This window comes from Paenibacillus motobuensis (assembly GCF_039521865.1).
GTDB lineage: Bacteria > Bacillota > Bacilli > Paenibacillales > Paenibacillaceae > Fontibacillus > Fontibacillus motobuensis.
The window spans coordinates 62755-87977 of sequence record NZ_BAAACX010000027.1 but is presented as its reverse complement, the minus strand read 5'-3'; the positions used below and the strand labels follow the sequence as shown (position 1 = coordinate 87977).

23 protein-coding genes and 1 riboswitch are annotated in these 25223 nt (G+C 48.7%); of the genes, 17 read left to right on the top strand and 6 right to left on the bottom strand.

All coding sequences use genetic code 11. From position 1 onward, the window contains the following. Positions 1-84: 84 nt before the first annotated feature. The 4 genes from ABD014_RS23535 (at position 85) to ABD014_RS23520 (ending at position 4228) form a co-directional block, all read left to right on the top strand. Positions 85-501, top strand: a complete 417-nt coding sequence (locus ABD014_RS23535; protein ID WP_343865489.1) for a rhodanese-like domain-containing protein — start codon at positions 85-87, stop codon at positions 499-501. Between the two features lie 88 nt (positions 502-589). Then, the gene (locus ABD014_RS23530; protein ID WP_068778418.1) at positions 590-850 is read left to right on the top strand and encodes a metal-sensitive transcriptional regulator; all 261 of its coding nucleotides are present in this window, start codon (positions 590-592) and stop codon (positions 848-850) included. A gap of 247 nt (positions 851-1097) precedes the next feature. Beyond that, complete coding sequence (locus ABD014_RS23525; protein WP_343865487.1) at positions 1098-1973, top strand: putative RNA methyltransferase; 876 nt, start codon at positions 1098-1100, stop codon at positions 1971-1973. A 17-nt stretch (positions 1974-1990) separates the two neighbouring features. Beyond that, on the top strand, positions 1991-4228 hold the full coding sequence (locus ABD014_RS23520) for an ATP-dependent helicase (protein ID WP_343865485.1): 2238 nt from the start codon (positions 1991-1993) through the stop codon (positions 4226-4228). Between the two features lie 126 nt (positions 4229-4354). Here the strand turns inward: ABD014_RS23520 and mgtA are convergent, their stop codons facing one another. Further along, positions 4355-6997: a magnesium-translocating P-type ATPase gene (gene mgtA / locus ABD014_RS23515; protein WP_343865483.1), complete on the bottom strand. Its 2643-nt coding sequence runs from the start codon at positions 6995-6997 to the stop codon at positions 4355-4357. A 352-nt stretch (positions 6998-7349) separates the two neighbouring features. Then, positions 7350-7517, bottom strand: a riboswitch (M-box (ykoK) riboswitch). A 198-nt stretch (positions 7518-7715) separates the two neighbouring features. On the opposite strand from mgtA, the gene ABD014_RS23510 reads away from it, so the two are divergent. Then, on the top strand, positions 7716-8474 hold the full coding sequence (locus ABD014_RS23510) for an SDR family oxidoreductase (RefSeq protein ID WP_343865481.1): 759 nt from the start codon (positions 7716-7718) through the stop codon (positions 8472-8474). 163 nt (positions 8475-8637) lie between these two features. Here the strand turns inward: ABD014_RS23510 and ABD014_RS23505 are convergent, their stop codons facing one another. Next, entirely contained in the window at positions 8638-9069 is a 432-nt protein-coding gene (locus tag ABD014_RS23505; protein ID WP_343865479.1) for a DUF2500 domain-containing protein, read from the bottom strand. A gap of 455 nt (positions 9070-9524) precedes the next feature. Between ABD014_RS23505 and hflX the strand changes: the two genes are divergently transcribed. Continuing rightward, positions 9525-10808, top strand: coding sequence for a GTPase HflX (gene hflX, locus ABD014_RS23500; protein ID WP_343865477.1), 1284 nt, complete (start codon positions 9525-9527; stop codon positions 10806-10808). A gap of 72 nt (positions 10809-10880) precedes the next feature. Here the strand turns inward: hflX and ABD014_RS23495 are convergent, their stop codons facing one another. Beyond that, the gene (locus tag ABD014_RS23495; RefSeq protein ID WP_379337265.1) at positions 10881-12431 is read right to left on the bottom strand and encodes a sensor histidine kinase; all 1551 of its coding nucleotides are present in this window, start codon (positions 12429-12431) and stop codon (positions 10881-10883) included. Positions 12432-12433: 2 nt separating this feature from the next. Then, entirely contained in the window at positions 12434-13120 is a 687-nt protein-coding gene (locus ABD014_RS23490) for a response regulator transcription factor (RefSeq protein WP_343865473.1), read from the bottom strand. Between the two features lie 182 nt (positions 13121-13302). Here ABD014_RS23490 and ABD014_RS23485 point away from each other — a divergent pair, with 182 nt between their 5' ends. Next, positions 13303-14235, top strand: a complete 933-nt coding sequence (locus ABD014_RS23485; RefSeq protein ID WP_343865471.1) for a manganese-dependent inorganic pyrophosphatase — start codon at positions 13303-13305, stop codon at positions 14233-14235. A 108-nt stretch (positions 14236-14343) separates the two neighbouring features. On the opposite strand, the gene ABD014_RS23480 is transcribed toward ABD014_RS23485, so the two are convergent. Then, positions 14344-15615, bottom strand: a complete 1272-nt coding sequence (locus ABD014_RS23480) for an MFS transporter (protein ID WP_343865469.1) — start codon at positions 15613-15615, stop codon at positions 14344-14346. A 223-nt stretch (positions 15616-15838) separates the two neighbouring features. Beyond that, positions 15839-16141, bottom strand: coding sequence for a hypothetical protein (locus ABD014_RS23475; protein ID WP_343865467.1), 303 nt, complete (start codon positions 16139-16141; stop codon positions 15839-15841). A gap of 216 nt (positions 16142-16357) precedes the next feature. Here ABD014_RS23475 and ABD014_RS23470 point away from each other — a divergent pair, with 216 nt between their 5' ends. The 10 genes from ABD014_RS23470 to ABD014_RS23425 all read left to right on the top strand — a co-directional run bounded on the left by ABD014_RS23470 (position 16358) and on the right by ABD014_RS23425 (position 25169). Beyond that, positions 16358-17098 carry an MBL fold metallo-hydrolase gene (locus ABD014_RS23470; RefSeq protein ID WP_343865630.1) on the top strand — a complete coding sequence of 247 codons (741 nt, stop codon included), beginning with the start codon at positions 16358-16360 and terminating at the stop codon, positions 17096-17098. 1 nt (position 17099) lies between these two features. After that, positions 17100-17675, top strand: a complete 576-nt coding sequence (locus ABD014_RS23465) for a TetR/AcrR family transcriptional regulator (RefSeq protein ID WP_343865465.1) — start codon at positions 17100-17102, stop codon at positions 17673-17675. Between the two features lie 55 nt (positions 17676-17730). Continuing rightward, the gene (locus ABD014_RS23460; protein WP_343865628.1) at positions 17731-17988 is read left to right on the top strand and encodes a YqkE family protein; all 258 of its coding nucleotides are present in this window, start codon (positions 17731-17733) and stop codon (positions 17986-17988) included. A 120-nt stretch (positions 17989-18108) separates the two neighbouring features. Further along, complete coding sequence (def, locus tag ABD014_RS23455) at positions 18109-18690, top strand: peptide deformylase (protein WP_343865463.1); 582 nt, start codon at positions 18109-18111, stop codon at positions 18688-18690. Positions 18691-19013: 323 nt separating this feature from the next. Next, positions 19014-19967 (top strand): ABC transporter ATP-binding protein, encoded by a 954-nt coding sequence (locus tag ABD014_RS23450; protein ID WP_379337234.1) that lies wholly within the window; start codon positions 19014-19016, stop codon positions 19965-19967. Next, positions 19960-22110, top strand: a complete 2151-nt coding sequence (locus ABD014_RS23445; protein ID WP_343865461.1) for an ABC transporter permease/M1 family aminopeptidase — start codon at positions 19960-19962, stop codon at positions 22108-22110. Before ABD014_RS23450 ends, ABD014_RS23445 begins: the two co-directional genes overlap by 8 nt. Further along, complete coding sequence (locus ABD014_RS23440) at positions 22086-22829, top strand: hypothetical protein (RefSeq protein ID WP_343865459.1); 744 nt, start codon at positions 22086-22088, stop codon at positions 22827-22829. Before ABD014_RS23445 ends, ABD014_RS23440 begins: the two co-directional genes overlap by 25 nt. A gap of 28 nt (positions 22830-22857) precedes the next feature. Beyond that, on the top strand, positions 22858-23475 hold the full coding sequence (locus ABD014_RS23435) for an RNA polymerase sigma factor (RefSeq protein ID WP_343865457.1): 618 nt from the start codon (positions 22858-22860) through the stop codon (positions 23473-23475). Next, entirely contained in the window at positions 23459-24322 is an 864-nt protein-coding gene (locus ABD014_RS23430) for a hypothetical protein (RefSeq protein ID WP_343865455.1), read from the top strand. The genes ABD014_RS23435 and ABD014_RS23430 overlap by 17 nt, the downstream gene beginning before the upstream one ends. Further along, complete coding sequence (locus ABD014_RS23425) at positions 24309-25169, top strand: ATP-binding cassette domain-containing protein (RefSeq protein ID WP_343865453.1); 861 nt, start codon at positions 24309-24311, stop codon at positions 25167-25169. The genes ABD014_RS23430 and ABD014_RS23425 overlap by 14 nt, the downstream gene beginning before the upstream one ends. Positions 25170-25223: the final 54 nt, after the last annotated feature.

Genomic DNA, 25223 nt, shown 5'->3' with positions numbered 1-25223 from the left:
TTATAATTTAGTAGTATACCCCAGCGGGTATGTGATAATTTTAATATAGGAGATATTGACTAAACCAAATGGGAGGCCGTTATCTTGACGATCTACTATTTTATCGTATGCATGATTATTGCAGTTATCGCTTGGAGAAGCAGACCGGTCCGGGGACTCAGATATATTAACGAAGACCAGTTCTGCAAGCTGTTAAAGGGAGAGCCGCAAAGCTTCAAGCTGCTTGATGTCCGGGATCAGGTGGATTACTATGAGGCACATGTTCCGGGAGCGCTCAACATTTCGGTGGGCAGATTACGCTATGTGCGGAAAAATGACTTATATGTTGATGATCATATTATTATTATTTCCGCTACGAAGGCTCAAGGCAAAAAGGCCGTGAGAATTATGAGACAATGCGGATATAATCATCTGACCCTAGTCAGCGACGATTTCATGTCGATTCCTTGCTTCAAGGAGCTGATCTCCCGCAAGTGCAAATGCAATAGTCCATGCGCATGATTTGATCTGCCGGCACTCATGGCACATTGTTTTTAGGCAGAAGATCGGAAATAATAGATATAACATGTTTCGCAGAGGAGATATTGTTATGCAGTACGATGAAGATATTAAGAAAAGACTGAAGCGGGCGGAAGGCCAGGTACGTGGCGTGCTTAAAATGATGGAGGAAGGGCAGGACTGCCAGAATGTCGTCTGTCAGTTATCCGCGATCCGCAGTGCGATCGATAAAGCGATGGCCTATGTGGTAGCCTCCAATTTGGAGCATTGCATCCTTGCTGAGAAGGAAGCAGGCAGGGATAGCAGTAAGGTGGTTCACCAGGCCGTGGAGCTGTTGGTTAAGAGCCGTTAACGGCTCGTGAACCACGGAGCGCAGCTCGACATTATGCTTATCTGATTCATAGGAGATATGCTATAATAATGAATGTTCATTGTTAATGGTAAGGAGAGCTGCAGGATGATCATCCAATTCATTCGTTTTCGCTAATGAGAGGTACAGACATTGAACTTGGTTATTTTCTCAAAAATGGGAAGTTGACTAGGTTTATTTGACTGTGCCTTTTTCATTCAGCAAAAACGAATGAATGGGGTGTTTTTTTGTGTCCAAAAATAATTATGCCGTGAATTTGCTTTCACAGCATACTCATATTTTTAATTGTCCGGTTTGTCACTGTGAACTGTTTGTCGATAAAAGAAGTCTAGTATGTCCCCATGGACATCGTTTCGATCTATCCAAGCACGGATACATCCATTTGTGCTTGCAGGCTGCGGGGACTAAGTACGATAAATCCATGTTTGCAGCCAGACGGATGCTCAGCCAGGCCGGTTTGTTCGAACCTCTGGCTGAAGCGATTGCCACCAGGATTGTGAAGAGGTTAGAACCTGGGGAGCATGACACGATTAAAATTCTGGATGCAGGCTGCGGCGAAGGTTCGCATTTAGAGCGGATCCATTCGTTGGTCCGTCAAAATGCAGCGCTGCCGACGCTTGGGATCGGGATCGACCTGGCTAAAGAGGGCGTTGCCTTCGCGGCAAGGAGCTATAAGGAGCTTCTATGGTGCGTTGGCGATTTGGCCAATCCACCACTGGCAAGCCAACAGTTCAACGTCATTCTCAACATTCTATCTCCCGCGAATTATAATGCTTTTCATAGATTGCTGTGCGAGGACGGTATCGTAATTAAAGTCATTCCTGATCGCTATTATTTGCGTGAGCTGCGCGAGGCACTCTGGGAAGGGCACCAGCGAAGCTTCAACAATGACAGGACAATGCAGCTGTTCAGGGAGCATTTTGAACATATCGAGGTCCATCGGGTGAGATATACTTACCTCCTGGAGCCGGGCCAAGTCCAGCCTTTGCTTGCTATGACCCCTTTGGCATGGCGGGCTGAGGACAGCAAGCTGAACCATTTCGCAGCTCATCCTCCAACAAAGATTACAGTCGATCTTACCGTTATGATCGGCAGCAAAAGATAAAATAGTAAAGGTGCTTTATGTATAATCGCTCAATAAATCAGGAAAGACCTACCCAATTTATAGATCGTAAACAGGCTGAGCTTAGTATTCAATTGAATGAAGTCCAGCGGGAGGCGGTTCTTCTTACGGAAGGACCGCTGCTGCTGCTGGCCTCCCCCGGATCAGGCAAGACAACGACGATGATTATGCGCATCGGCTATTTGGTTGCAGAGAAGGGGGTACACCCCACACGTATTAAGGCAGTGACGTTCAGCAGGGCTGCTGCTCAGGATATGAAGTCGCGGTTCAGCGCCTTTTTCCCGGAACTTGCTCCCGTACAATTTTCTACGATTCACAGCTTTGCCTTTGAAGTGGTCAGAGAATATTTGCGGAAGTGCCGAATCGACTTTCAGATCATTGAAGGGCATATCGATCCGGAGGAGGAAGAGGGGGGCGAGGCAGAGCAGCTGCCATTGCACAAGAGAATTATTTTGCGTCAAATCTATCAGTCTATTCACTCGGATAACATCACAGACGATCAGATGGACGAGTTAACGACCTATATTAGCTATATTAAAAATAAGATGCTCCCTGCCGAACAATGGTCGGAGATTAAAGTGGATGTTCCCAAGGCTGAGCAGATTTTTCGCGCGTATGAAGAGTTCAAGCAAAGGGATAGAACAAGGCTGCTGCTTGACTTCGATGATATGCTGACGCTCGCAAATAGAGCTTTGGATGAGGATGCCTCACTGCTGCGAAAGTATCAGATGAGATATGATTATGTACTGACCGATGAGAGCCAGGATACCTCGCTTGTGCAGCACGCGATTATCGAGAAGCTGGTGCGGCGTCATCATAATCTGTGTGTCGTTGCTGACGATGATCAGTCGATCTATAGCTGGCGAGGGGCTGAGCCGTCTTATTTGCTGGATTTCAGACAAGTATTTCCCAAGGCGCAGATCTTGTATATGGAGCAGAATTATCGCTCTTCCAGGGATATTGTGCATGCGGCTAACCGATTCATTAAACGCAACAAGCATCGGTACAACAAAAACATGTTCACCCATAATCCTCCGCATGAGCCGATCCGCTTCACCTGTCTGGCCGATGATATTTCCCAGGGCGATTATCTGGTACGGGAGATCGCAGGGCAGGACAATCTGGCGGAGATTGCGATTCTGTACCGCAACAATTCGTCTTCCGTCGGCCTCATGAATGCACTTGACCTGGCTGGGATTCCTTTCTACCTGAAGGATTCTGACCTGCGCTTCTTCTCCCATTGGGTCGTTGAGGATGTGCTGAACTTTATGCGGCTTACGTTCACCGACAAGCGGGTTGATGTCTTTGAGAAGATTCATATGAAATTCAATGGCTATATCAGCAAAAAGCAGATGCAGGAGGTCAAGTTGATCCACAACCAGGAATCGGTCTTCGACAATCTGCTGGGCCATGTGCCACTTCAGGAATATCAAGTGAAGCTGCTGCAGGAGAGCAAAGAGACGTTCCAGCAGATGCGCGGCATGCCGCCGAAGGCTGTGATCCAAGTGATTCGCGGCCGTCTCGGTTACGAGAAGGCGCTGGAGAAGATGTGTGAACGCCTCGGCTTTCGTCAAGATACGTTAATCGGCATTCTGAACACACTGGAGCAGATCGCGGCCCCTCTATCGACGATGGAAGAGTTTGCCGCCCGGCTCAAATATTTGGAGTCGCTTCAGAAGACGGCGAAACGGCGGAGAGGGCAGAATGTCGTGACCTTGTCTACGCTGCACAGTGCCAAAGGCTTGGAGTTCGATCGTGTCTACATGGTCGATCTGGTTGATGGAATCTTGCCTTCCTACGAGGATTTGAAGGATCAGTCTGAGGATCTCGCCCAGATGGAGGAAGCGACCCGTCTGTTCTATGTAGGTATGACGCGGGCGAAGCGCACGCTGAATTTGGTAACCTATCAGGAGCGGGAGGGCAAGAAGGCCGTGGAATCCCGCTTTGTGAATGACATTCGGAGGATTGTGAATCCGGCAGTTCCTCGGATCGTGCAGGGGGAGAAATCTACCGTAAAGCTGAAGAAGCCGGAGATCGTCTATCGTCCGAACGCGATCCAAAGTGCGAATGACTTCGTTGTTGGCAAGAGAGTCAAGCATTCCCGCTTTGACGAGGGCGTTATCACGAAAGTCTATGAGGATAGGCTTGAGATCCACTTCGAAGCGGGGGATAAGGTCCTATCCGTTAAGGCGTGTCTCGAAATGGGATTGCTTGAACTGGTAGTTGAGGACATATAGAGGCAAAAACAAAGAACCTTCAAATACTTCCCCTACTTCTGGGAGGTAGATTGAAGGTTCTTTTTATTCAGTGTTGCAGTTTGGATTTAGGCACGACGACGGGTCTGCATCTTGATTCTCCATCCTTTAGAGCCATTCGCCGAAGCGGCGGATATACCAGCCCTTGATGATCTGGGTGAGCAGGCAATATCCGAGCAGGATGACGGCAAGCCAGCCAAAATAGACAAGCGGTAGGGCCTGTAGTCCAAGGCTGCCTCCGAATGGGCTGAACGGCAGATACATACCGGCGAGCATGATCGCTCCGGTTAACAACAACACGGGTCTGCTGGCCCGGCTCTGAATGAACGGTATTTTGTGCGTGCGAATCATATGGACAATCAGCGTCTGTGACAGTAAGCCGACGACGAACCAGCCGGATTGGAATAAGGATTGGCTGGCTGGTGTATTGGCCTTGAACACATAGAACATAACGAAGAAAGTAACATAGTCGAAGATCGAACTGATCGGACCTATGAAGATCATGAATCGACCGATGGAGCTAGCGTCCCATTTCCGCGGTTTGGCCAGGAATTCATCATCTACATTATCCCATGGAATCGACAATTGCGAGATGCTGTAGAACAGATTCTGGATCAAGAGCTGCAGCGGCAGCATCGGCAAGAAAGGTAGAAAGGCGCTCGCGCCGAGTACGCTGAATACGTTGCCGAAATTGGAGCTGGCTGTCATTTTAATATATTTGATGATGTTTCCGAAGGTCTTGCGTCCTTCAATCACGCCGTCCTCAAGCACCATTAGATCCTTCTCCAGCAAAATAATATCTGCCGATTCCTTGGCGATATCAACGGCTGTGTCTACAGAAATTCCTACATCGGCCTGGCGGAGCGATGCGGCATCATTGATGCCATCGCCCATGAAGCCAACTGTATGCCCCTTGCTCTGCAGCGCGCGAACAATCCTTGATTTCTGTAATGGATTGAGTTTTGCGAATATCGTCGTCTGTTCAGCGAGCTCTGCCAGCTTCTCATCGGATAGGTCGTCAATGTCCTGTCCGAGTAGGATACTGTCCGTACTTAATCCGATATCACTGCACACCTTGCGAGTAACGGCCTCATTGTCTCCGGTCAGCACTTTGACGGTAACTCCGCTGCTCCGCAGCGCTTCAATCGCTGGTGCAGCGCTGTCCTTGGCCGGATCGAGGAAGCAGATGTAGCCGATCAGGACCAGATTCTGTTCATCCTGTACGGTATACTGTTCAGAATGCTGTTGCAGTTCTTTCGTGGCGACGGCTACGACCCGGTAACCATCGGTATTCAGGTCACGGACGATTCCTTGAATACGGGTACGCATATCCTCCGTCAGCGGCACCGTTCTTCCGTTATCAAGGGCATGGGTGGAGATGCTAATGATTTCTTCCATCGCCCCTTTACAGATTAACAAATGCTGGCCGCTCCGCTGCTTCAGCACAACGGACATACGGCGGCGATGGAAGTCAAAGGGGATCTCATCGATCTTTTGATAAGTTTGCTCGGCATTTAGTCCCTTCTGCAACTCTGCATGCTCTAGTACGGCGATGTCGAGTAGATTTTTAAGTCCTGTCTGATAATAGCTGTTCAGATAGGCATGCTTCAGTACTTCATCATTGTCATGGCCATGGATATCAAGATGCTTCTTGAGGACGATTTTGTCCTGTGTTAACGTGCCCGTCTTGTCGGTGCAGAGAATGTCCATTGCTCCGAAATTTTGAATGGAATTCAGCTGCTTTACGACCACTTTGTTCCGAGCCATCGTACTGGCTCCCTTGACGAGATTGGAGGTAACGATGACAGGCAGCATTTCCGGGGTTAATCCGACGGCCACGGACATGCCGAACAGAAGTGCGTCCATCCAGTCACCTTTGGTAAATCCGGTGATGAAGAAAATGATGGGGACCATGATCAGCATAAAGCGGATAAGGAGAAAGCTAACCTTATTCACGCCTCTATCGAAGCTGGTCATCGGTCTTGCTCCGCTTAGGGTTCGGGCCATCGCCCCAAAGCAGGTATCGCCCCCGGTGGCGATAACGATTCCGGTTGCCGAGCCGCTGATCACATTGGTTCCCATATAGCAAATGTTGCTAAGTTCAAGCGGATTAAGCTTCCTGGACTGTTTTCTCTGTTGCTTCAGCTTGGGATCCGTTGTTAATTGTACATCTTCCTTCTCGACAGGCAGGGCTTCTCCGGTTAGAGCCGATTCACTGATGAACAGATCCTTGGAAGCGATCAGGCGGATGTCTGCGGGAACCAGATCTCCGGCCGATAGATGAACAAGGTCACCAGGAACGATTTGCTCCACCGCAATCTCGCGGGCTGGCGATTGCCGGATCACAGAAGTCGTCGTCTTTACGAGGTTTTTGAGACTTTCGGCGGTTTTCTGCGAGCGGTACTCCTGGGTAAAGGAGATAGCCACGCTGATCGTTACCATAGTGCTTATAATGATAGCCGCATCGAAATCCTTCGTGATTAGTGAGAACAGCGATAGTCCCAATAAAATAAGGATGAATGGATTTTTGAAGCAGCCTAGGAGTTGGACATACCAAGCAGTTCTCCGGTCCTGGGCGATTTCGTTGCTGCCGTGCTGTTCTAATCTCAGCTCGGCTTCTTGCTCGCTGATGCCTTCAGGCAAGGCTCCGAGCATCTCCATAACGTCATCGATATGCCAGATTGAAGCCTGAATCAGGCGTTCGTTCATTTGTTCTGTACGGATAGGCTCCGTGATCTTCTTCTTAAACATGGTCTTCGCCTCCATTTTTGCAGCGGAGGACAACAAAAAAACTCTCCAATTTGGAGAGTTCCATATCGCTAACTCATATTCCGAAGATTATAGGCAGATTCAAATACACCTGATCAATCGTGCATGATAGGCATGGATCCTCTGGGACAATCCTTGGAACTGAGCGCAGTTTCTCTCCGCTGTAATATTTGATTGTTGAATTCGCTCTTAATGAACATTGCGGGGTCTGGTTGGCTGCCTAACTGACTACTGTCTTCCATGGATTGTCCCTCCCTTCAAATCTGCAAAATAAAAGGCCTCCCAGTCAGGAGGCCTTGGAAATTAATTACATTCCAAAATAAAGCTTAAACAAGCTTAGCCCCTAACCGAGTTTTGGCACTATACAACGTAAAGACGATTCGTCTTAGCCACATTATGAAAAGCCTTAGTCCGGCAATTCCTGTTCAACCCATGGGCATCTTTCGATATTTCTGGGCAGTGGCATGTTTTTGTATAGGAGCCTCACCTAACGAGGTCTTGCCTTTACATCATAGAAGGGGTGCTCGTGAATGTCAACGGAATTTGGCGGATTTATTTTTTCAAAAGGGGAAAATTTCTTCGTATTGTCACTTTTCTAATAATCAGCCAAGTATAAAATTGCGATATTTATATAATATAAAAAGTGATAATAGTATAATTAAAAAATGTAATATATAAATTTTAGAAGGAGGCATCATCAATGAAACTTCAAGGCAAAGTAGCGGTAGTTACAGGCGCAGCATCAGGGATGGGCAAGGCGATTGCCAAGCTGTATGCAGCGGAAGGCGCGAAGGTTATTGTGTCGGATTTGAATCTGGAGGCGGCGAACGTAACAGTTGGTGACATCCAAGCAAGCGGCGGCGAAGCGATTGCGGTCGTGGCCAATGTGGCCCAGGAAGCGGATATTCAGAATTTGATCGATACGGCAGTGAGTACCTACGGTACTTTAGACATTTTGGTCAACAATGCCGGCATTATGGATAACTTCGTTCCTGCTGCCGATCTGACGGATGAGCTGTGGAATAAAGTGTTTGCTGTAAATGCAACGGGCCCGATGCGTGCGATTAGAAAGGCTTTGCCGATTTTCCTTGAGAAGGGGAATGGGGTTATCATTAATGTTGCCTCGATCGGCGGACTGATGGGCTCGCGCGCGGGTGCCGCTTATACGGCTGCGAAGCACGCAGTGGTGGGGTTGACGAAGAACGTTGGGTTCCAATATGCCCTGAAAGGAATTCGTTGTAATGCAATTGCCCCAGGCGGTGTAAATACGAATATCGGTACTACGATGAATCAGCCTGATGAATTCGGAATGGCAAGAGCGACAGCCGGAGCCAGCTCGAACCCAAGGTCCGGAGAGCCGGAAGAAATCGCCAAAGTGGCGCTCTTCCTAGCTTCGGATGATTCCAGCTTCGTCAATGGTGAAGTTATAACAGCCGATGGCGGCTGGACGGCGTATTAAGGTTGAGCCTAATGGGAGAAATCGAATAAAGTAAGCTAAGCCGAGAGATTGGGTTCGTAGATGGACTGTCATTCTTTCGGCTTTTTTTGTTTAATCTAAAAAAGCATTACAAACGTTTTTCTAAGTAACCAAGGGACAAAACGCTTATACTAACACAAAGCAGTCAGTAACGAGTGGAACGCTCATCCTGACGCGGAATACTTCGCTCGAAGGCTACGATCCAATCGCCTTGAATAGCGGCGTAGCCTTCATCTCCTTCGGCGACGAGGCCGTACAGATTTTTTACGTCCAGATACTCTTTACGCTCTCCGTTCTCAAATTCCAGGGTGATGTAATAGTAAGTGTGAGAAGAGGAGAAGTTATTATGATCGTTCATGTTTGAGTGGTGTCTTACGTCCATCCGCTTGGATACAATTCTGACAAAAGTGGACTCGCGGGTTGAGGTGGCGTTCTTCACATACTTCGCTCCGTTGACAATAAGCATAATGATGACGGCGACAAAGATGATCCCGATAAAGACCGGAACAGCGCTAAACATGAAATCGCCTGCTCCGCCAAATGGCGAGGGACCAAAGCCATCGAAACCAGATACCATGTCGGGATTCCTCCAATCCTCTAATACAGCTTTTTAATGTTCGAACTGTTCCTAGGATACTTAAAATAAAAAAACAAGAACAGTAAAAAAAATACATTTCCCATAACATGTTTATAGTCATCTTTACCGGGAGGTGTCGTTGTACGCAGGTTTAAAGTATGGTAATATGTATATAATTTACATGAACGGAGGGTTCCTAGTGTTGTACATTAAATTCCGTCTTACTACTTTGCGCGGCTAATTGAATACTGCTCAAAGGCTCTGTTCTGTGCAGGGCGAACGGGATAGGTGTGCTATCATAAAGGGAACCTTTATAATAGAATATGCCGCTTTGAGATTCACTTGCAGGAATATGTCTGCAGGTGTCTTCTTGTTTGCTGCACCGTTTGTACCATAGCACAGCCGGAGGACTGTGTTTTTTTATTTTGATTCGAAATAAAGGAGGAATACGATATATGGAACAATTGGTGCAATTGGAACAGAAGGCAATTCTGGTCGGTGTCAATCTGAATGATCAGGAAGACTTCGCCTATTCAATGGAGGAGCTGGCGAATTTGGCGGACGCCTGTGAGGTAGAGGTTGTAGGAACATTATCGCAAAATCTGCCTAAGGTAAATCCATCCCATTATATCGGGACAGGGAAGATTCAGGAAGTTACCGCTCTGCTTGAGGGGAATGAAGGCAATCTTGTTATTTTTAATGATGAACTGTCTCCGTCGCAAATCCGCAATCTTGAATCCGAACTGAAATGTAAAGTCATTGATCGGACCATACTCATCCTTGATATCTTTGCAAGGAGGGCCAAGACGAGAGAGGCTCAGCTTCAGGTTGAGGTGGCCCAATTAAAATATATGCTGCCGCGCCTAGTTGGCCTGCGTGAATCGCTGGGACGCCAAGGCGGCGGGGTTGGTACAAAGAACCGCGGTGTAGGGGAGACGAAGCTGGAGCTGGACCGCAGACGAATTGAAGAGAAGATTACGATGCTGAGCAAGGAACTGGAAGCATTGGTTGCCCATCGTCAGATTCAGCGCAAGCAACGCAAGAAGAATGATATTCCGGTCGTCTCGCTCGTTGGATATACGAATGCAGGCAAATCAACGATTATGAATGCCATGCTGGATACCTATAATCCGTCTTCGCAGGAGAAGCAGGTATTTGAGAAGGATATGCTGTTTGCTACGCTGGAGACTTCGGTGCGCAGCATTCCATTGCAGGACAACAAGTCGTTTCTACTCACGGATACAGTCGGCTTCGTCAGTAAGCTGCCCCATCATTTGGTGAAGGCGTTCCGTTCTACATTGGAAGAAGTAGCTGAAGCGGATCTGCTCATTCATGTTGTGGATTATGCTAATCCGGAATTTGAACGACTGATCCAGATTACGAACGATACGTTGAAGGAGATCGGAGTAACAGATATTCCGACGATCTATGCTTATAACAAATCGGACTTGACGGAGCATAGCATCCCTGAGATACAAGGGGATAAGGTATATATGGCGGCCAAGAGCAGAATCGGGATCTCCGAGCTGGTAGAGCAAATTCGGCGGCAGATCTTCAAGGATTATATCCGCTGCTATATGCTGATCCCATATGACCAAGGCACGGTCGTATCGTACTTGAACGAGCATGCCAATATTATAGAGACCTCTTATGAAGAAGAAGGAACGAAGCTGTACATGGAATGCCGATTGAGTGATTACGGCAAGTATAAGCAGTTCGTCATTGGAGGAGCGGAGTAACAGCCGCTAATTATAAGGCCGGGAACGTTAAGCATACAATTTATGATGCTTAACGTTCCCGGCCTTTATTTCTTACAGGGAGGGGAGGGAGACCTCAAAGGTTGAGCCTTGGCCGTGCTGACTTTTTACGCGGATCTCTCCACCATGAGCGGAGAGGATCGATTGAGTAATCGATAGCCCTAGCCCGAATCCGCCATGCTTGCGTGCGCGGGAAGTGTCACTGCGATAGAAACGCTCGAAGATATGGGGCAGATGTTCACCAGTGATACCCGCTCCGTTGTCCTCGATAGCAATGATTGCGTGTTTGTTCTGACTGGAAAGGGTAATCCGAATCATGCCACTAGCCGGGTCTGTATGCTGAACGGCATTATGGAACAGGTTAAGAACCACCTGCTTGATCTTATCGCTGTCGCACATCGCATGAAGCTGCGGTTCGAGATGGAAGCTAACGGTTCGTTCTCCGGCAAGAATGCGCAGATGAGGCTCCATCTCGAAGATCAGCGCATCTAATAGCACATCACTCCGTTGGACAACCGGGGTTCGATCCAGCTTGGCTAGCATAAGCAGATCCTCAACCAGCTTCTTCATTCGCTTCGATTCGCCCAGCATACTGTTCAGGGCTGGATATAGCTGATCGGGTCGTTCTGCCGCCCCGCGGAGTAGCACCTCCAGGAAGCCGTGAATCGAAGTCAGCGGAGTTCTAAGCTCGTGGGAGGCGTCGGCGATAAAGCGCCTCATCTGTTCCTTGGCTTCTCTCTCCGATTTGAAGGAGCATTCAAGACGCTCCAGCATGCCGTTGAAGGAAGCGGCCAAGCGATCGATCTCCGTCTGCCCGAGCGAGGCAGGGAAACGGTGGTCGAGGTTCCCGGCATTGATCTCCTCTACGGTTCTTACCATCTGATCGAGCGGCTTCAAAGTGCGCTTGAGCACAGGAAGATAGAGCAAGAGTCCGCCAAGCAAGGCTAGTATCGCCAAGCAGATAAAAATAAATAACTGCCGAAGCGCCACGGACTTGAGCGGAGCAGCTAATACTCCCAACTGGACGATGTCATTCCAAGCACCGGGTCCTGAGAGCGGACGGAATACGATCAGCTGTTCATTTCCGTTATCGTCCTTGACGATCCTGTACTGGCCGGGCCGCTCCTCCCTATGATTATCGCGAATCGACTTATATTGCTCTGATGATAACTGCGGAGCCGGTAAGCCTGATTGGTCAGAGCGATTTAGAAATCCGCCGTCCGACTTAATAATCGCCAGCGACGTGTCGGGAAGGAACAGGAACGGTCCGCGCTTGCTCTTGCCAGAGGACGCATTGGTATCCGAGTTGCCCGGATTCGCTGGATTGATCGGGCTTGTTGAATTCGCTTGGCTGTTCGGATTCGCAGAGTCTGTGGGATGATAGGGATAGAGTTCCATTTGCTCGAGCATCTCTCTGGGAAAACGAAGAATTTGCGCACCCATCGACTCAGCCTGATTTTTATATAGAAAATTGATCATTAGAACATACTGCAACCCGCCGATGAGAATCAGCAGTACGGCGAGAATGAACAGGGAGCGTGATAAGAGTTGTGAACGAAGGGAACGGGGGGATACCATGGTCCTTAATCGGCGAAGTGAACTCATCTTCATGGCAGATCGACGCGATAGCCGGCGCCGCGGAGTGTGCGGATTAGACGATGCTCTTTGTCATTCAGCTTCTCTCGAAGGGAGCGGATATAGACCTCTACGATATTCTCTTCCCCGCCAAAATCATATCCCCATACCTGATCGAGAATCGTCGTCTTGCTCAGTACAATTCCGTGATTGATGAGCAAATACTTAAGCAGCTCATGTTCAGTAGGCGACAAATCCAACACCTGACCCTGATAACTGATCTCCTTTCGACGGTCATCGATACAGAACGGGCCGTAGGACACTTCTCCGAACAGTGCCGGGAACTGATTGCGCAGCCGTGCACCGATCCGGGCCAGCAACTCCTCGAAACTGAACGGCTTCACGACATAATCGTCGGCACCGATCGTCAAGCCTTTGACGCGGTCATCGACCTCATCCTTTGCGGTCAACATGATTATGGATACATTGCTGAGCTCTTTCTTCAGTAAACGGCACACTTCCCAGCCATCCATCCCGGGCATCATAACGTCAAGCACGACGATATGGGGGCGGAAGGTACTGGCCAGATTGACGGCTGTCATTCCATCATGGGCGGTACGAATCTCGAAGCCTTCATTGCTGAGCCCCAGCTCGAGGAATTGAATAATATGCGGTTCGTCATCGACCAGTAATACTTTTACGCCTTTAAGATTTCTCATGTCGCTCCCCCTGTAACAAGCAAGACTTCTAAATATATTTTCTATTATCTATGACCAGGCTGAATATTCGCTGAAATTCGACTTAAATAATTCTTAATTATTTGCATGAACCTCGCCCTTGATTGATGATCAGTTTCTGGGATATACTTTTCTAAGCGAATGACGAAAAGGGGAGTTAACAAATGGAAAAAGTATTGATTTTCGGACATAAGAATCCGGATACGGATACGATCTGCTCGGCGATTGCTTATGCGGACCTGAAATCGAAGCTTGGCTGGGATGTCGAAGCGGTTGCTCTCGGCGCTCCTAATGGGGAGACGCAATATGCATTGGATCGTTTTGGCTTCAAGGCACCTCGCGTTGTCGAGACGGTAGCGAGCGAAGTGAAGGACGTCATTCTGGTTGACCACAATGAACGTCAGCAGAGTGCTTCCGATATCGCAGAGGTTCGTGTGGCTGAGGTTATCGATCATCACCGTATTGCTAATTTTGAGACAAGCGGACCGCTGTACTATCGTGCTGAACCTGTAGGCTGCACAGCAACGATCCTGAACAAAATGTACAAGGAGAACGGAATTGCTGTTCCTGCGAACATTGCGGGACTTATGCTGTCGGCGATTATCTCCGACTCGCTTCTGTTCAAATCGCCTACCTGCACAGAGCAGGATGTAGCCGCAGCACGTGAACTGGCGGAAATCGCTGGCGTTAATGCCGAGGAATATGGCCTGGAAATGCTTAAAGCTGGCGCAGACCTGAGCGACAAGAGCATCCAGCAATTGATTACACTTGATGCCAAGGAATTCGATATGGGCGGATCTAAAGTGGAAATCGCCCAGGTTAATGCCGTGGATGTTAATGATGTGCTGTCTCGTCAAGCTGAAGTGGAAGCTGAACTTGGCGCGATTGTTGAACGCAAGGGTCTTGATTTGTTCCTGTTCGTCGTAACAGACATTCTGAATAATGATTCCGTTGGTCTTGCTATTGGTAAAGCGGCTGACGCGGTTGAACAAGCTTACAATGTGAAGCTCGAGAACAATACGGCCTTGCTTAAGGGTGTCGTATCCCGCAAATCGCAAATCGTTCCTGTACTCACGGATATTTTCAACAAACGTTAATCAAGTAAGAAGCAAGCTGACTACCTTCAATATGAAAAGAGCCCTGATGGCAGGCCGGATTTACCCGGCCGCATCAGGGCTCTTTATAGTTCTATACGAAGTCAAGTATTATGGGGTCTCCGGTGCAACTGGAGCCGTAGCCACATTCTCTTCCTTCGGCTTGTGCTTGAAGATAGGCACGAGAATGATAGCGCCGAGCAGCATGACAATTGCGGAGATCGAGTAGATTCCTGTGAGTGGGAACAGCTTCTTAAGCAAGCCAGCTGCGGACATCATAACGACCATCATCCCGGTGAACAAGGGGCTAAGTACTCCATTCACCCGTCCTACGTAGGATTGCTCTGTCCATTTCAGGATCATCGTATTGATACCAATCTGAATGCATGGCAGGGTCAGGCCGTTAATGAACTGTAAAGTCAAAGTCAATGGAATGCTGGTTGACCAGCCGATGCCTAAAATACATAATGCGCTAACGAGCATTCCGAAGGCGAGCAGGATTTGCGGTGCTATTTTCTTCGCAATGATCATAACGATCACGCCGCCTATAAGCATGGCAACACCGTTCACCATGAGCAGGAATTGCAGGAACTCCTTCGGCTTACCCAAGCGTTCAGTAACGACGAACAAGCCAAGCGTCTGAATAATACCTACGGAGAAACCGGCGATGGCAAAAGTAATCCCGAGCACGCGCAGAGTGGTGCTCTTCCATACATAACGGAATCCGTCCGCCAGTTCTTGCATAATTTTTGTCTCGCGTTTCTCCTTCTTTTCCTCCTCCGCATCTGGTGGTAGACGGAACAGAACAACGGCCGAGATCAGGAAGGCCACGCCCATCACTCCGATGGAGATGTAGATGCCAAAATGCTGATAGGCGAAAATTCCAAGCGATGGCCCAAGAACCATAAAGATGGCCATTAAGGACTGGAACAGGGCCATTCCCTGTTGCAACTTCTCAGGATGAATATGCTGCTTGAACATTTTCATAACCGAAGGCTGCGAGAACTGCGATAGAATAGCAGACACGAAGGTCGCTAAGTATACCGTCTCCCAGGATTCGAACATCAACGTAATTAAGACGGCGAAGACAGACACAGCGGACAAGAAGTCGCACCAGATCATCGTTCGCTTTGGCTTCCAGCGGTCGGCAAAGGCACCACCGATAAATCCGAAGACAAAGATAGGGGCGAACTCGACAACCGAGATCAGGGAGATAGCCAAAGGATCACTATTGGTTTTCTCCGTTACGAACATCAGGATGGCGAAGTTTCTGACCCAGATCCCGATTTGCAAGAAGATGTTCGAGATGAGTACGGTCTGGTAGAACCGGTTCCTGAATAAGCTCTCGGAAGCGGCAGGCGAAGCGTGGGCCTCATTTGACATGTGGGTTTCCTCCAATATGGTTTTCTCTACTTTCTCTACTTCTATAGATGTTGTTCAACAGGTCCGCCTTTGCGACCTTTTTGAACATACATTTTAAATAGATAAAATATACAGCTTCAAGAATAAGGCATTTATAATCATATGGGAAGGGAAAATTTAAATAAAATTTAAAAGTATTTTTTACATAAATAGTAGAGCTTTGGAATCATGATTCGAGTCTCTTCTAAATAAGGCGGAAACGCTGCAGTTGATCCCATAGCTTCTCTTCGGTCAGTACTTCCCGTTGTTTAGGGCCAATCAGGTCAAAATGCGGAAAAGGGGATCGATTATGGATATACTGAGGGTCGAGTCCATGCTCAAGACACCAGGTCACAAGCTTGTCATGGTCGCTGCATCCCACTTTTGTTACCGTGGTAATGCCCGGAAATCTGGCATCCAGCCAATAATGGGTGAGATAGGCGATTTCTCCTTGAGAGACGGTCTTCTTCCAAGCCTCCAGTTCTTCTCGTTGTACTCCAAAAGCCATGCGATATCACCTAACTTTCATGTTGTCTAAATATGAAGAATGAATGACTGTATATCAAGAGAGCAGACTGCCGAATTATTATACCATACGAACGGAAATGGGAACAGAATATCCAGTTGCTGGTACATGTGTTTTTTATAAAATAGCCCTTGCGTAAACTAATGCTATTAGTTTATATTATGACTAATGGTATTAGTTTATTGAGGAGGTAATATGATGAAAACGACTCGTATAGATCATTTGATACAGCTATCGTTCATGCCGAGGGTATTTCCGGTGAATTGTTATTTGGTAGAGGAACAGGACGGTCTCACGCTGATCGATGCCGCATTACCGTACAGTGTGAAGGAGATTAGCCGGGTGGTTCGTAAGCTTGGTCGGCCGTTGACCAACATCGTCTTAACCCATGCGCATGGAGACCATGTAGGTGCGTTGGACGGGTTAAAAGAACTCTACCCAGATGCAAAAGTATGCATTTCCGCACGCGACGCCAAGCTGCTGCGCGGGGATGCTACTCTTGAGCCGGAGGAGCCGCAGTTCGAGATCCGTGGCAGCGTGCCGAAAGGGATCAAGACGGTCCCGGATGTGCCGCTCGGAGAAGGCGACCGCATCGGTTCGCTGCAGGTCGTCTTGACCCCCGGGCACACACCGGGTTCGATCTCGCTGCTGGATACGCGCAGCGGAGCCCTGATCGCCGGCGACGCTTTTCAAGCGCGCGGCGGCTTTGCGGTCAGCGGCACAATGGTACCGCTGTTCCCTTTCCCGGCCATGGCGACCTGGCATAAGGAGAGCGCGCTCGCCAGCGCGCGCAAGGTTGCCAGCTTGAAGCCAGCACTGCTGGCGGTCGGACATGGCCGGATGATGGTTGAGCCCGCGGCTGCTATCGCGCGGGCCATTGCCGAGGCCGAGCGCTCGATCTCGCGCTCGGCCAGCTCATCCGCGAAGGAGCGGATGTAGCATGGCGCGCAAAGCGAGAATTACCCGCGATGCGGTGCTGCTGGCCGCGGTTCAGATTGCCGATGCTGAGGGCAGCGAGGCGGTGACAATCGCCGCTGTATCCAAAGCGTTGGGCATCAAGCCGCCATCGCTGTACAATCATATCGGCAGTCTCGATGAGCTGCGGACCATGGTCGCTGTACACACGCTGCAGGATTTGTATGCGAAGCTGGCCGAGAAGATTCGTGGATTATCGGGCAAGGATGCTGTTCTGGCATTCTCGCATGGCTTCATGAGCTATGCCAGAGAGCATCCGGGGCTGTACGAGACGGCGCAGATTCTACCTAATCCCCAAGGGACGGAGCTTCAGCAGGCTAGTGAGCAGATCGTTCATCTCAGTCTTGAGATGCTGGAGCCGTACGGCTTACCGGAGGAGCAGGGCATTCATGTTGTACGCGGACTCCGCAGTTTAATCCACGGATTTATCTCCCTAGAGCGGGCTTCGGGCTTTGGGATACCGCTGGAGGTCAAGGACAGCTTCGAATATAATCTTCATTTATTGTTCGCTGGATTGGATGCACAGATGAATAAAGGTTAGTTGACTTTGTTTTTGACTATATGCTACCGTAGGCTTGAAATAGAGGTGATCAATGATGGCGAAGAAGAAGGCGCAGCAGCAGCTGGCAGCTAGAATTCAGGATAAACCGGCTACGCTGAAAGACCTGCTGAATGACGAGACACTCTCCAAATTGAAGGCGCAGGCTTCGGAATTGAAGCGGGAAGAAGAGAAGCGCAAGGAAGAAGAGCGGATTCAGGCCGAGGAAGTCAAGCGGGCTGAACGCAAGAAATTGGAGAATGATTTTGAATATTTACTGAATAAGAGCGAAATGGATTGGCATAAATACAAATAAAAAACGCACAAGGTCCATAATATGGAATAGTTATAGGAGTAAATGGTCTTTCATCATGAAAGGCACCGTGAGGTGCCTTTTCAGGCTGTTACCAGAAGTTGAGGAGGACAAGAAAAGAAGATGAGTAAATTTACTAGCGACTATATTATCACGATGGATGACATCATTCGGGAGGGTGATCCGATTCTCAGAACCGTAACCGAACCCGTTAGTATTCCGCCGACCGAGGAAGACCGCGAGGAGATGGCGTCGATGATGCTGTTCCTGAAGAACAGCCAGGACCCGGAGCTGTCGAAGAAATACAAATTGCGGGCTGGTGTGGGGCTCTCCGCGAATCAGATCGGTTTGAACAAACGGATGTTTGCGGCCCTGCTTACAGATGACGAAGGAAATGACCGCGAGATCGCTCTTTTCAACCCCAAGATCGTGAGTACTTCCGTATCGATGGTTTATTTGCCGGAGAGCGAGGGCTGCCTATCGGTAGATCGGGCTGTTCAGGGCTTCGTGCCGAGATACGAGAAAGTCACGGTAAGAGCTTATAACGAGGAAGGCAAAGAGGTGAAGCTTCGCTTCAGAGGCTTCGATGCGATCGTAATGCAGCATGAAATGGATCATCTCAATGGTATTATGTTCTATGATCATATCAACAAAGAGAACCCGTTCAAGCTGCCGGAAGGTGTCCCGATCGAAAGCCTATACTAAAATATGATTTTCAAGAGGTAGTTCAAAAAGTCTGCTTTCCACTCCTCAGGCCCTAGCTTCATCCAACTGAAGCGTTTCGAAGAAATGCACATTGGAAGCATAAGCTTCGGTGCTGAGAACCGGCCTTTTTGAACATATATTGTATACGCTGAAACCTGCATAATTGCAGGTTTTTTGATTTTACATGCCAATTGGTTAAATCGACCAACCGAACAATTTATGAGTTAACTCTAACCTTTTGAATCATAGTTCCGTTACAGGTACAGAAACGATGGATACACCGCGCGGGTCTGTCCAATAACGTAAGGAATGAGGATGAATACATGATACAAATTAATCACTTATCCAAAAAATACGGCGGAAGCTGGAAGGCGCCGCGCGACATGAATAAAAACGCTGAGGCCCAAGTTTACAACCGTGGAAATTGGGCGCTGCACGATGTGAATTTAACGATTACAGAAGGAATGGTCGGATTGCTTGGGCCGAATGGGGCGGGTAAGTCGACCCTGATGAGGATTTTATCGACACTGTCTACGCCAACGTCCGGAGAGGCATTTATTAACGATGTGCCGCTGCACAAAGCAGAGGATATTCGCAGAATGATTGGTTATTTGCCGCAGCAATTTCAAGTTTATCCTCAGCTGACAGGAGCGGAATTTCTGGATTATGTTGCTGCGATGAAGGGGATTAGCGATAAAAGGCACCGTAAGGCGGAAATCGATAAGCTGTTGGAGCAGTTGAATCTCCAGGATAAGGGACACAAGAAGATCCGTACTTATTCTGGTGGAATGAAGCGCAGGCTCGGCATCGCCCAAGCTCTGGTCGGTTCACCGCAGGTGCTTATCGTTGACGAGCCGACGGCCGGTCTCGATCCAGAAGAGCGGGTTCGCTTTCGCAATCTGCTTACGAGGTTTAGCTTGGGACGTGTCGTATTGCTGTCAACGCATATTGTTGCGGATATTGAGAGCAATTGCCGTCAGATTGCCGTGCTCGACCAGGGTAGGGTGCGAATGTCAGGAGAATTGGCTGATTTGCAAGCTTTAGGACAAGGCAGAGTATGGGAAGGTGTATTGACTGAACAGGAGTACGGGATGCTGGATCCCTTATCCGTAGTATCAACGCGTCGGACGGAGGAAGGAATGCTGTGTAAGATCATTGCTGATATGCCTAACGTGAATTCCCAAATGAAGCGGGTTAACCCAACATTGGAGGACGGTTACTTAGCTTTGCTCAGTGATGGGGCATTGGGGCGGAGAGGGGTATCTTCCGATGCATAAATGGCTGCGCCAATTCCGCTTCGAGCTGGACATGATTTTGCGCCGACCGTCTATACTTGCCCTGCCTTTCCTATTTGGCGCCCTCCTCTGGTGGAGTCTAAGCAGAATCAAGCCTGCGGATCATTTGTTTTCTGAAGCTTACAGTTATTATTCGATGCTTCATACCATGTCCCTGGGTCTTGTCATGCTGCTCGGCATCCTGACGATCCGTAGAGATGTCAGACGGCCATCCTATGAATGGAGTGCCGGATTACCGGTGTCCTATGGGACGATTATTTCGGCGAAATATTTGGCCGCATTGCTTTATTTTACGAGCTTTACCGTTCTGGCTGGCGGGATCTATTACTGGTTCTCATCGCAGCAGGTTGCATCTCAGATTACGATGCAATATACGATGTTCTTCACCGCAAACTTTGAAGTGTCTTATGCGGTCACTTTAGCGCTTGCCATGCTGCTGGCGATTTGCATTCCTAACCGGATCGTCTATTTAATAGGCTTCTGTGCATGGATGTTCGGCACCTTCTTTATGGAAATATTTATTTTGGAACGGTTCCGTCTGGATATACTGCGTACTTTTCACTTGAGCCAATTGTTTGTTGGTAGCGGTAATTACACGGATACATGGGGACTCGTTCTGGCCAGGGACGAGCTGCAAAGTTCCCATCGGTTTGTCCTCGCCTTCACGTTGATGCTGCTCGTTATCGGAGTAACGGTACTGCAGCAGCTGCGCCCAAGCAAGCATCGCAGACGAACATGGGTACTAGGGATGTGCTCGATTATGCTTGCGGCAGCGGTATTTGTACCCTATGCTATGATCTGGCAAGAACGAAATGCGATGGATAAGAGTAGATTAGCAGACCCATCATTATATAAATTGGAGAATATTCAGTTTGACAAACAACCCGAGATATATGGAGTCAAGGATTACGACATTCGCCTGCAGAAACTAAAGGATGATACTTTGCAGGCTGAAGTGACGATGAACCTGCCGGCCGAAGATTTGGTCGGGAAGAAGGAACTGCCTTTGACATTAAACCGTATGTTCCAGATTCGGCAGGTCAAAGTTAACGGCCAGGAGGTAGCGATAAAGCGACAAGGGGAGAAGCTGTGCCTTGAATTATCCCAGGTTGTAACTGGTCCGCTGACGGTTGAGATGAGCTATGCCGGGAAGGTCATGGATTATTCGAAGACCTTCCATGGCACAGGAAGTTATTACGCTTTTGTTAAGGGAGAGAACATATTCTTACCCGGTTATCTTGCCTGGTATCCAATCCCGGGAGATCAGCCTATTTACCTAAAGGATCAAAATGGTATTGAGCTGGGTTCGACGTTTACGATTTTAGGATTCCCCAGATCGGATTTCAAACTGACACTCAGCGGTTTTGAGAGGCCGGTATACACCAGTCTTAATGAAATCACCCGTGAATCCGGTGAGCAGGTTTACTCCGGCGAGGTTCATGATGGCGTGACTCTATTCAGCGGTGAATTGGAGGAACTGGAGCAGGGTGCAACACCGCTGCGTGTCGTGTATACTCCATACAACAAGGGATGGACGGAGCAGATCGTGCAGAGGATCAATGAATTGGACCAATACTTCAGCGCATGGTTGCCCACCGATCTAGGGAAGGTTAAGCAACTGCTCTTTGTTCCGTACCGGAATTACAATCATCCTGATTTGGAGAACAATGCATATGTACTGAGCTACATTAGTATGGATCAGGAATACATGTCACAGATAATAGTTAACAGGATGTTGGTTGGTACAAGGTTCGGCGACTATTTAATAGACGATGTTCAGGACGATATACGTATGCAACTTCGAGCGCTCATATGGTATGTGTATTATTACGAGAATGGATCGCTTAATAATGATAAAAATATTAACGGGTATATGATATCGGAGTTATATGCGAGAGATTGGGCCAATGACAAGAAGGAACTCGGGATACAAATGCGTAAACAGGTTGATGAAGCACTGAAGCTCGGTAAGTACGATCAGGTCAAAAAATTGCTGAAACACTTCTATGTCCAGGGACTGGAGATTCCGATTGAATCGGACCAAGGAGCCTCCGGGTTGGAACAAAACCGCCCGATCCCTTATTCAGCATGGGAGGAACAGTGGAAGAAGGTGATGGGCGAATGAGAATGGCACTTAGACACTTCAGCCGTGGTTCCCGCTTCGACTGGAGACTGCATAAACAGCCTGTCGCTTTGTTAACAATTATTCTGTTGATTTCCTATTTGTTAGGGATTATTACCGGTCAGCCCGATAAGCCGCGGACGGTGAATTACATTGCAGAGATGGGGATGTTCCCGCTCGTAATCATGTTTACGATCCTGATGTTCCAGCATGAAATTGGTGGCGGGGGGATGGAGATCATCTCCACCTATCCCATATCGCTTCGGCTTATAGCCCTGCGTAAATGGCTGAATGTAGTGCTGCTATCTGTGCTTGCCAGTCTACTGTGGATGATGGTGTATCTATTCAAGTACGGAGAAATACACACGTATATGTATCCCTGGAACGGGGCAGAGGCGGTATTCCGTGCGGCAAGCATGCCGGAACTATTGATACAAGTTCTACCAGCCTACCTGTTGCTGGCCTCGTTGACACTGGCAGGAATTATCGTCTTTCGCAGCATTTATGGAGGGTTAATTGCTGGCTTCGTACTTTGGATATTAGATACAATAAGCGGCGGTAGTCTGTTGTCATCGTTCACACTGTACACAGCTTACTTGCCGCAAGAGGCTTCCTTTCCGGTCAATCGGTGGGTTCTACTGCTGGCCTCAGTGCTGCTGCTGGCTATAGCATTATGGCTAATTGGCTATCGGGAGAGATGGATCGGAAGGGAAGAAGAATAGGAGCAATAGGCAGAAGAGGGGGAAAGAAATGATATCCGATCAACAATTGGCACAGCAAATGGCCGAAGGAGATCAGGAAGCATTCGAGCTGCTGGTAACGCGCTATCATGGACCATTGCTTAGCTATGTTGCACAGCAGCTTAAGGATCGAAGCAAGGCGGAAGACATTGTACAAGAGACATTTATCCGCTTGATCCGGCATTTACAGAGATATGGAGAGCTGGAACAGCTGCGTCCTTGGCTGTACAAGGTAGCCCTTAATTTATGTCGGGACTATTGGCGTACTGCTTCTTACCGCTCTGAGCAGACAGCTGCTCTAGAGATGCCGGAGGAGGCTGATCCGTCTCCCGGTGCTGATGAGCTGTTGGAGAAGCAGGAACGGGCCCAGGCGGTTGCCGAATCGCTGGAATGGCTGCCTGAGATCCAACAAGAGGTTGTTCGCATGCGTTTCTTTCAAGACCTTAAGCTACAGGAGATATCCGAGTTGATGGACATTCCGCTCAGCATCGTCAAATCGCACCTGTATGGCGCACTGCGCAAATTAAAGCGAGTGCTTGTCAAGCGTGAAGAGATTCATTTAACGGAATATAGAGAGCCAGAGAAAAAACAAGAAAGAGAGGTGCTCCAGCATGAGACCTTCCATTGACCAGGAGTTGAAGCAATTGGAACAGGAACTATCCGAACCGCTTCGTCAAGCGGTTATGCCGCCGCCATCCCCAGCAGAGACAGCGGTCCTGATTGCTGCGCTCCAGCCGGAATTTGACGCTTTAAGAGCTAGCCAGGCCAAGTCGCTACAGTTCAATACGCAGTTGGAAGAACCCTCCTTATGGAGATTGCTGCGCAGCCAGTTCCTTATGAATTGGAAGACACTCGTATTAACAGGATCAGCTGTGTTTTTGATGTTGATTTTACTGGTGGACCCAAAACGTCCTCTCAGCAGCTTCGTTCTTGCTGATATTGTACCAACCAGTCTGTTTCCTGTTATCACACCGCTTCTGCTTATTGCCTGCATGCTATTCAGCTACCGTTCATGGAACCCGGGGATGCGGGCTGTAGAGAGCATAACCCCATATCCACCGGCGTTGGTGCTGTATAGCAGGATGCTAATGATCATGGGACTCATCCTAAGCTGGGCCCTAATCAGTTCGGCGATTGTGGGGATCCGGGTTACTGTAGCCGGGGAATATCATATCCCGTTCATTCCGTTTCTCCTGCAGTGGCTTGGAATTTCACTGCTAATCGGCGGGATTGCTATGTATGTGTTATTCCGCAGAGGAATGAGGATGGGGATCATTTGCGCCAGCACTGTTTACGTGATGTGGTTCATATTCAATGAGTATTTCCGTTCCCATCAGTTCACGGTGGAACACGGATCTGCGTTGGACGGAATTATGCTGCTGATTGGATTGATATTGCTGGTTCGTTCCTATTATCGCAGTAGAATTATCCGGTCGGGAGCGGGCGGGAGCAACGGTGCGTATGATTTCGATTGAGAGGTTGGAGCAGAAGATAGGGGAATTTTCGCTTCGCATCCATGAACTGCGGATCGCCCGGGGCATTACTTTGCTCGTTGGCGCGAATGGAGCAGGGAAATCAACACTGCTGGAACTGCTCGCAACGGTGCAGTTGCCTCGCAGTGGAAGCATCCAATACGATGGGCGCTCCGCCCAGGATGCTCTGCCTCTGCTGCGCAGTCAAATTGGCTATGTCCCTTCCGATATTGAATTGTATGAAGATATGACAGTGTATAAGCTGCTGAAGTATCTAGGAGAGCTCAAAGGGATGTATCACCTGGAACGGATCGAAGCCCTGATTGAAGATTTCCGTCTGTCAGCTTACCGGAATACACGCATTAAGCGTTTGTCCGCGGGGGTACAGCGGCGAATTGCCATCGCCCAGTCTTTACTAGCCTCACCGCAATTCCTTTTCCTGGATGAACCGCTGAACGGAATGGATTCTGCGGAGCGCAAGCTGGTGATCGCTTATTTGAATAAATACGCGGAAGGACGAACGATTATAGCTGCGGTTCATGAACTTGGTGAATGGGAGTCGGCCAGCGATCGACTGCTCTGGCTGGATCACGGTCAGGCTGGATTTTACGGGAATCAAGAGAGATGGTTATCCGATTTGCCGTACAAAGTATGGCAGGGCCGATTGACAAAGGATCAGTTCCAGTTATATTTTACGTCAGATCGCAGCATCATAGAGTTTCGCGAGGTGGATCATGGGATGATGGTCCTGCGGGTTGTAGCTGCAGAAGCTCCGTTCCATGGCTGGAATGAAGTCTTCCCTACGATGGAGGATGCTTATTTCATTCGCAAATTCACGAGGAGCAAGTAAGAAGAGAATACGGATAATTTCTGATTATAACCAAGGGTTGCCGGGCTTCGGCGA

Bases quoted from the DNA above. Each gene is read 5' to 3' on its own strand.
- ABD014_RS23530 (WP_068778418.1), top strand. From the start codon at position 590: ATGCAGTACGATGAAGATATTAAGAAAAGACTGAAGCGGGCGGAAGGC.
- ABD014_RS23520 (WP_343865485.1), top strand. From the start codon at position 1,991: ATGTATAATCGCTCAATAAATCAGGAAAGACCTACCCAATTTATAGAT.
- mgtA (WP_343865483.1), bottom strand. From the start codon at position 6,997: ATGTTTAAGAAGAAGATCACGGAGCCTATCCGTACAGAACAAATGAAC.
- ABD014_RS23510 (WP_343865481.1), top strand. From the start codon at position 7,716: ATGAAACTTCAAGGCAAAGTAGCGGTAGTTACAGGCGCAGCATCAGGG.
- ABD014_RS23505 (WP_343865479.1), bottom strand. From the start codon at position 9,069: ATGGTATCTGGTTTCGATGGCTTTGGTCCCTCGCCATTTGGCGGAGCA.
- hflX (WP_343865477.1), top strand. From the start codon at position 9,525: ATGGAACAATTGGTGCAATTGGAACAGAAGGCAATTCTGGTCGGTGTC.
- ABD014_RS23495 (WP_379337265.1), bottom strand. From the start codon at position 12,431: ATGAGTTCACTTCGCCGATTAAGGACCATGGTATCCCCCCGTTCCCTT.
- ABD014_RS23490 (WP_343865473.1), bottom strand. From the start codon at position 13,120: ATGAGAAATCTTAAAGGCGTAAAAGTATTACTGGTCGATGACGAACCG.
- ABD014_RS23485 (WP_343865471.1), top strand. From the start codon at position 13,303: ATGGAAAAAGTATTGATTTTCGGACATAAGAATCCGGATACGGATACG.
- ABD014_RS23480 (WP_343865469.1), bottom strand. From the start codon at position 15,615: ATGTCAAATGAGGCCCACGCTTCGCCTGCCGCTTCCGAGAGCTTATTC.
- ABD014_RS23475 (WP_343865467.1), bottom strand. From the start codon at position 16,141: ATGGCTTTTGGAGTACAACGAGAAGAACTGGAGGCTTGGAAGAAGACC.
- ABD014_RS23470 (WP_343865630.1), top strand. From the start codon at position 16,358: ATGAAAACGACTCGTATAGATCATTTGATACAGCTATCGTTCATGCCG.
- ABD014_RS23465 (WP_343865465.1), top strand. From the start codon at position 17,100: ATGGCGCGCAAAGCGAGAATTACCCGCGATGCGGTGCTGCTGGCCGCG.
- ABD014_RS23460 (WP_343865628.1), top strand. From the start codon at position 17,731: ATGGCGAAGAAGAAGGCGCAGCAGCAGCTGGCAGCTAGAATTCAGGAT.
- def (WP_343865463.1), top strand. From the start codon at position 18,109: ATGAGTAAATTTACTAGCGACTATATTATCACGATGGATGACATCATT.
- ABD014_RS23450 (WP_379337234.1), top strand. From the start codon at position 19,014: ATGATACAAATTAATCACTTATCCAAAAAATACGGCGGAAGCTGGAAG.
- ABD014_RS23445 (WP_343865461.1), top strand. From the start codon at position 19,960: ATGCATAAATGGCTGCGCCAATTCCGCTTCGAGCTGGACATGATTTTG.
- ABD014_RS23435 (WP_343865457.1), top strand. From the start codon at position 22,858: ATGATATCCGATCAACAATTGGCACAGCAAATGGCCGAAGGAGATCAG.
- ABD014_RS23430 (WP_343865455.1), top strand. From the start codon at position 23,459: ATGAGACCTTCCATTGACCAGGAGTTGAAGCAATTGGAACAGGAACTA.
- ABD014_RS23425 (WP_343865453.1), top strand. From the start codon at position 24,309: ATGATTTCGATTGAGAGGTTGGAGCAGAAGATAGGGGAATTTTCGCTT.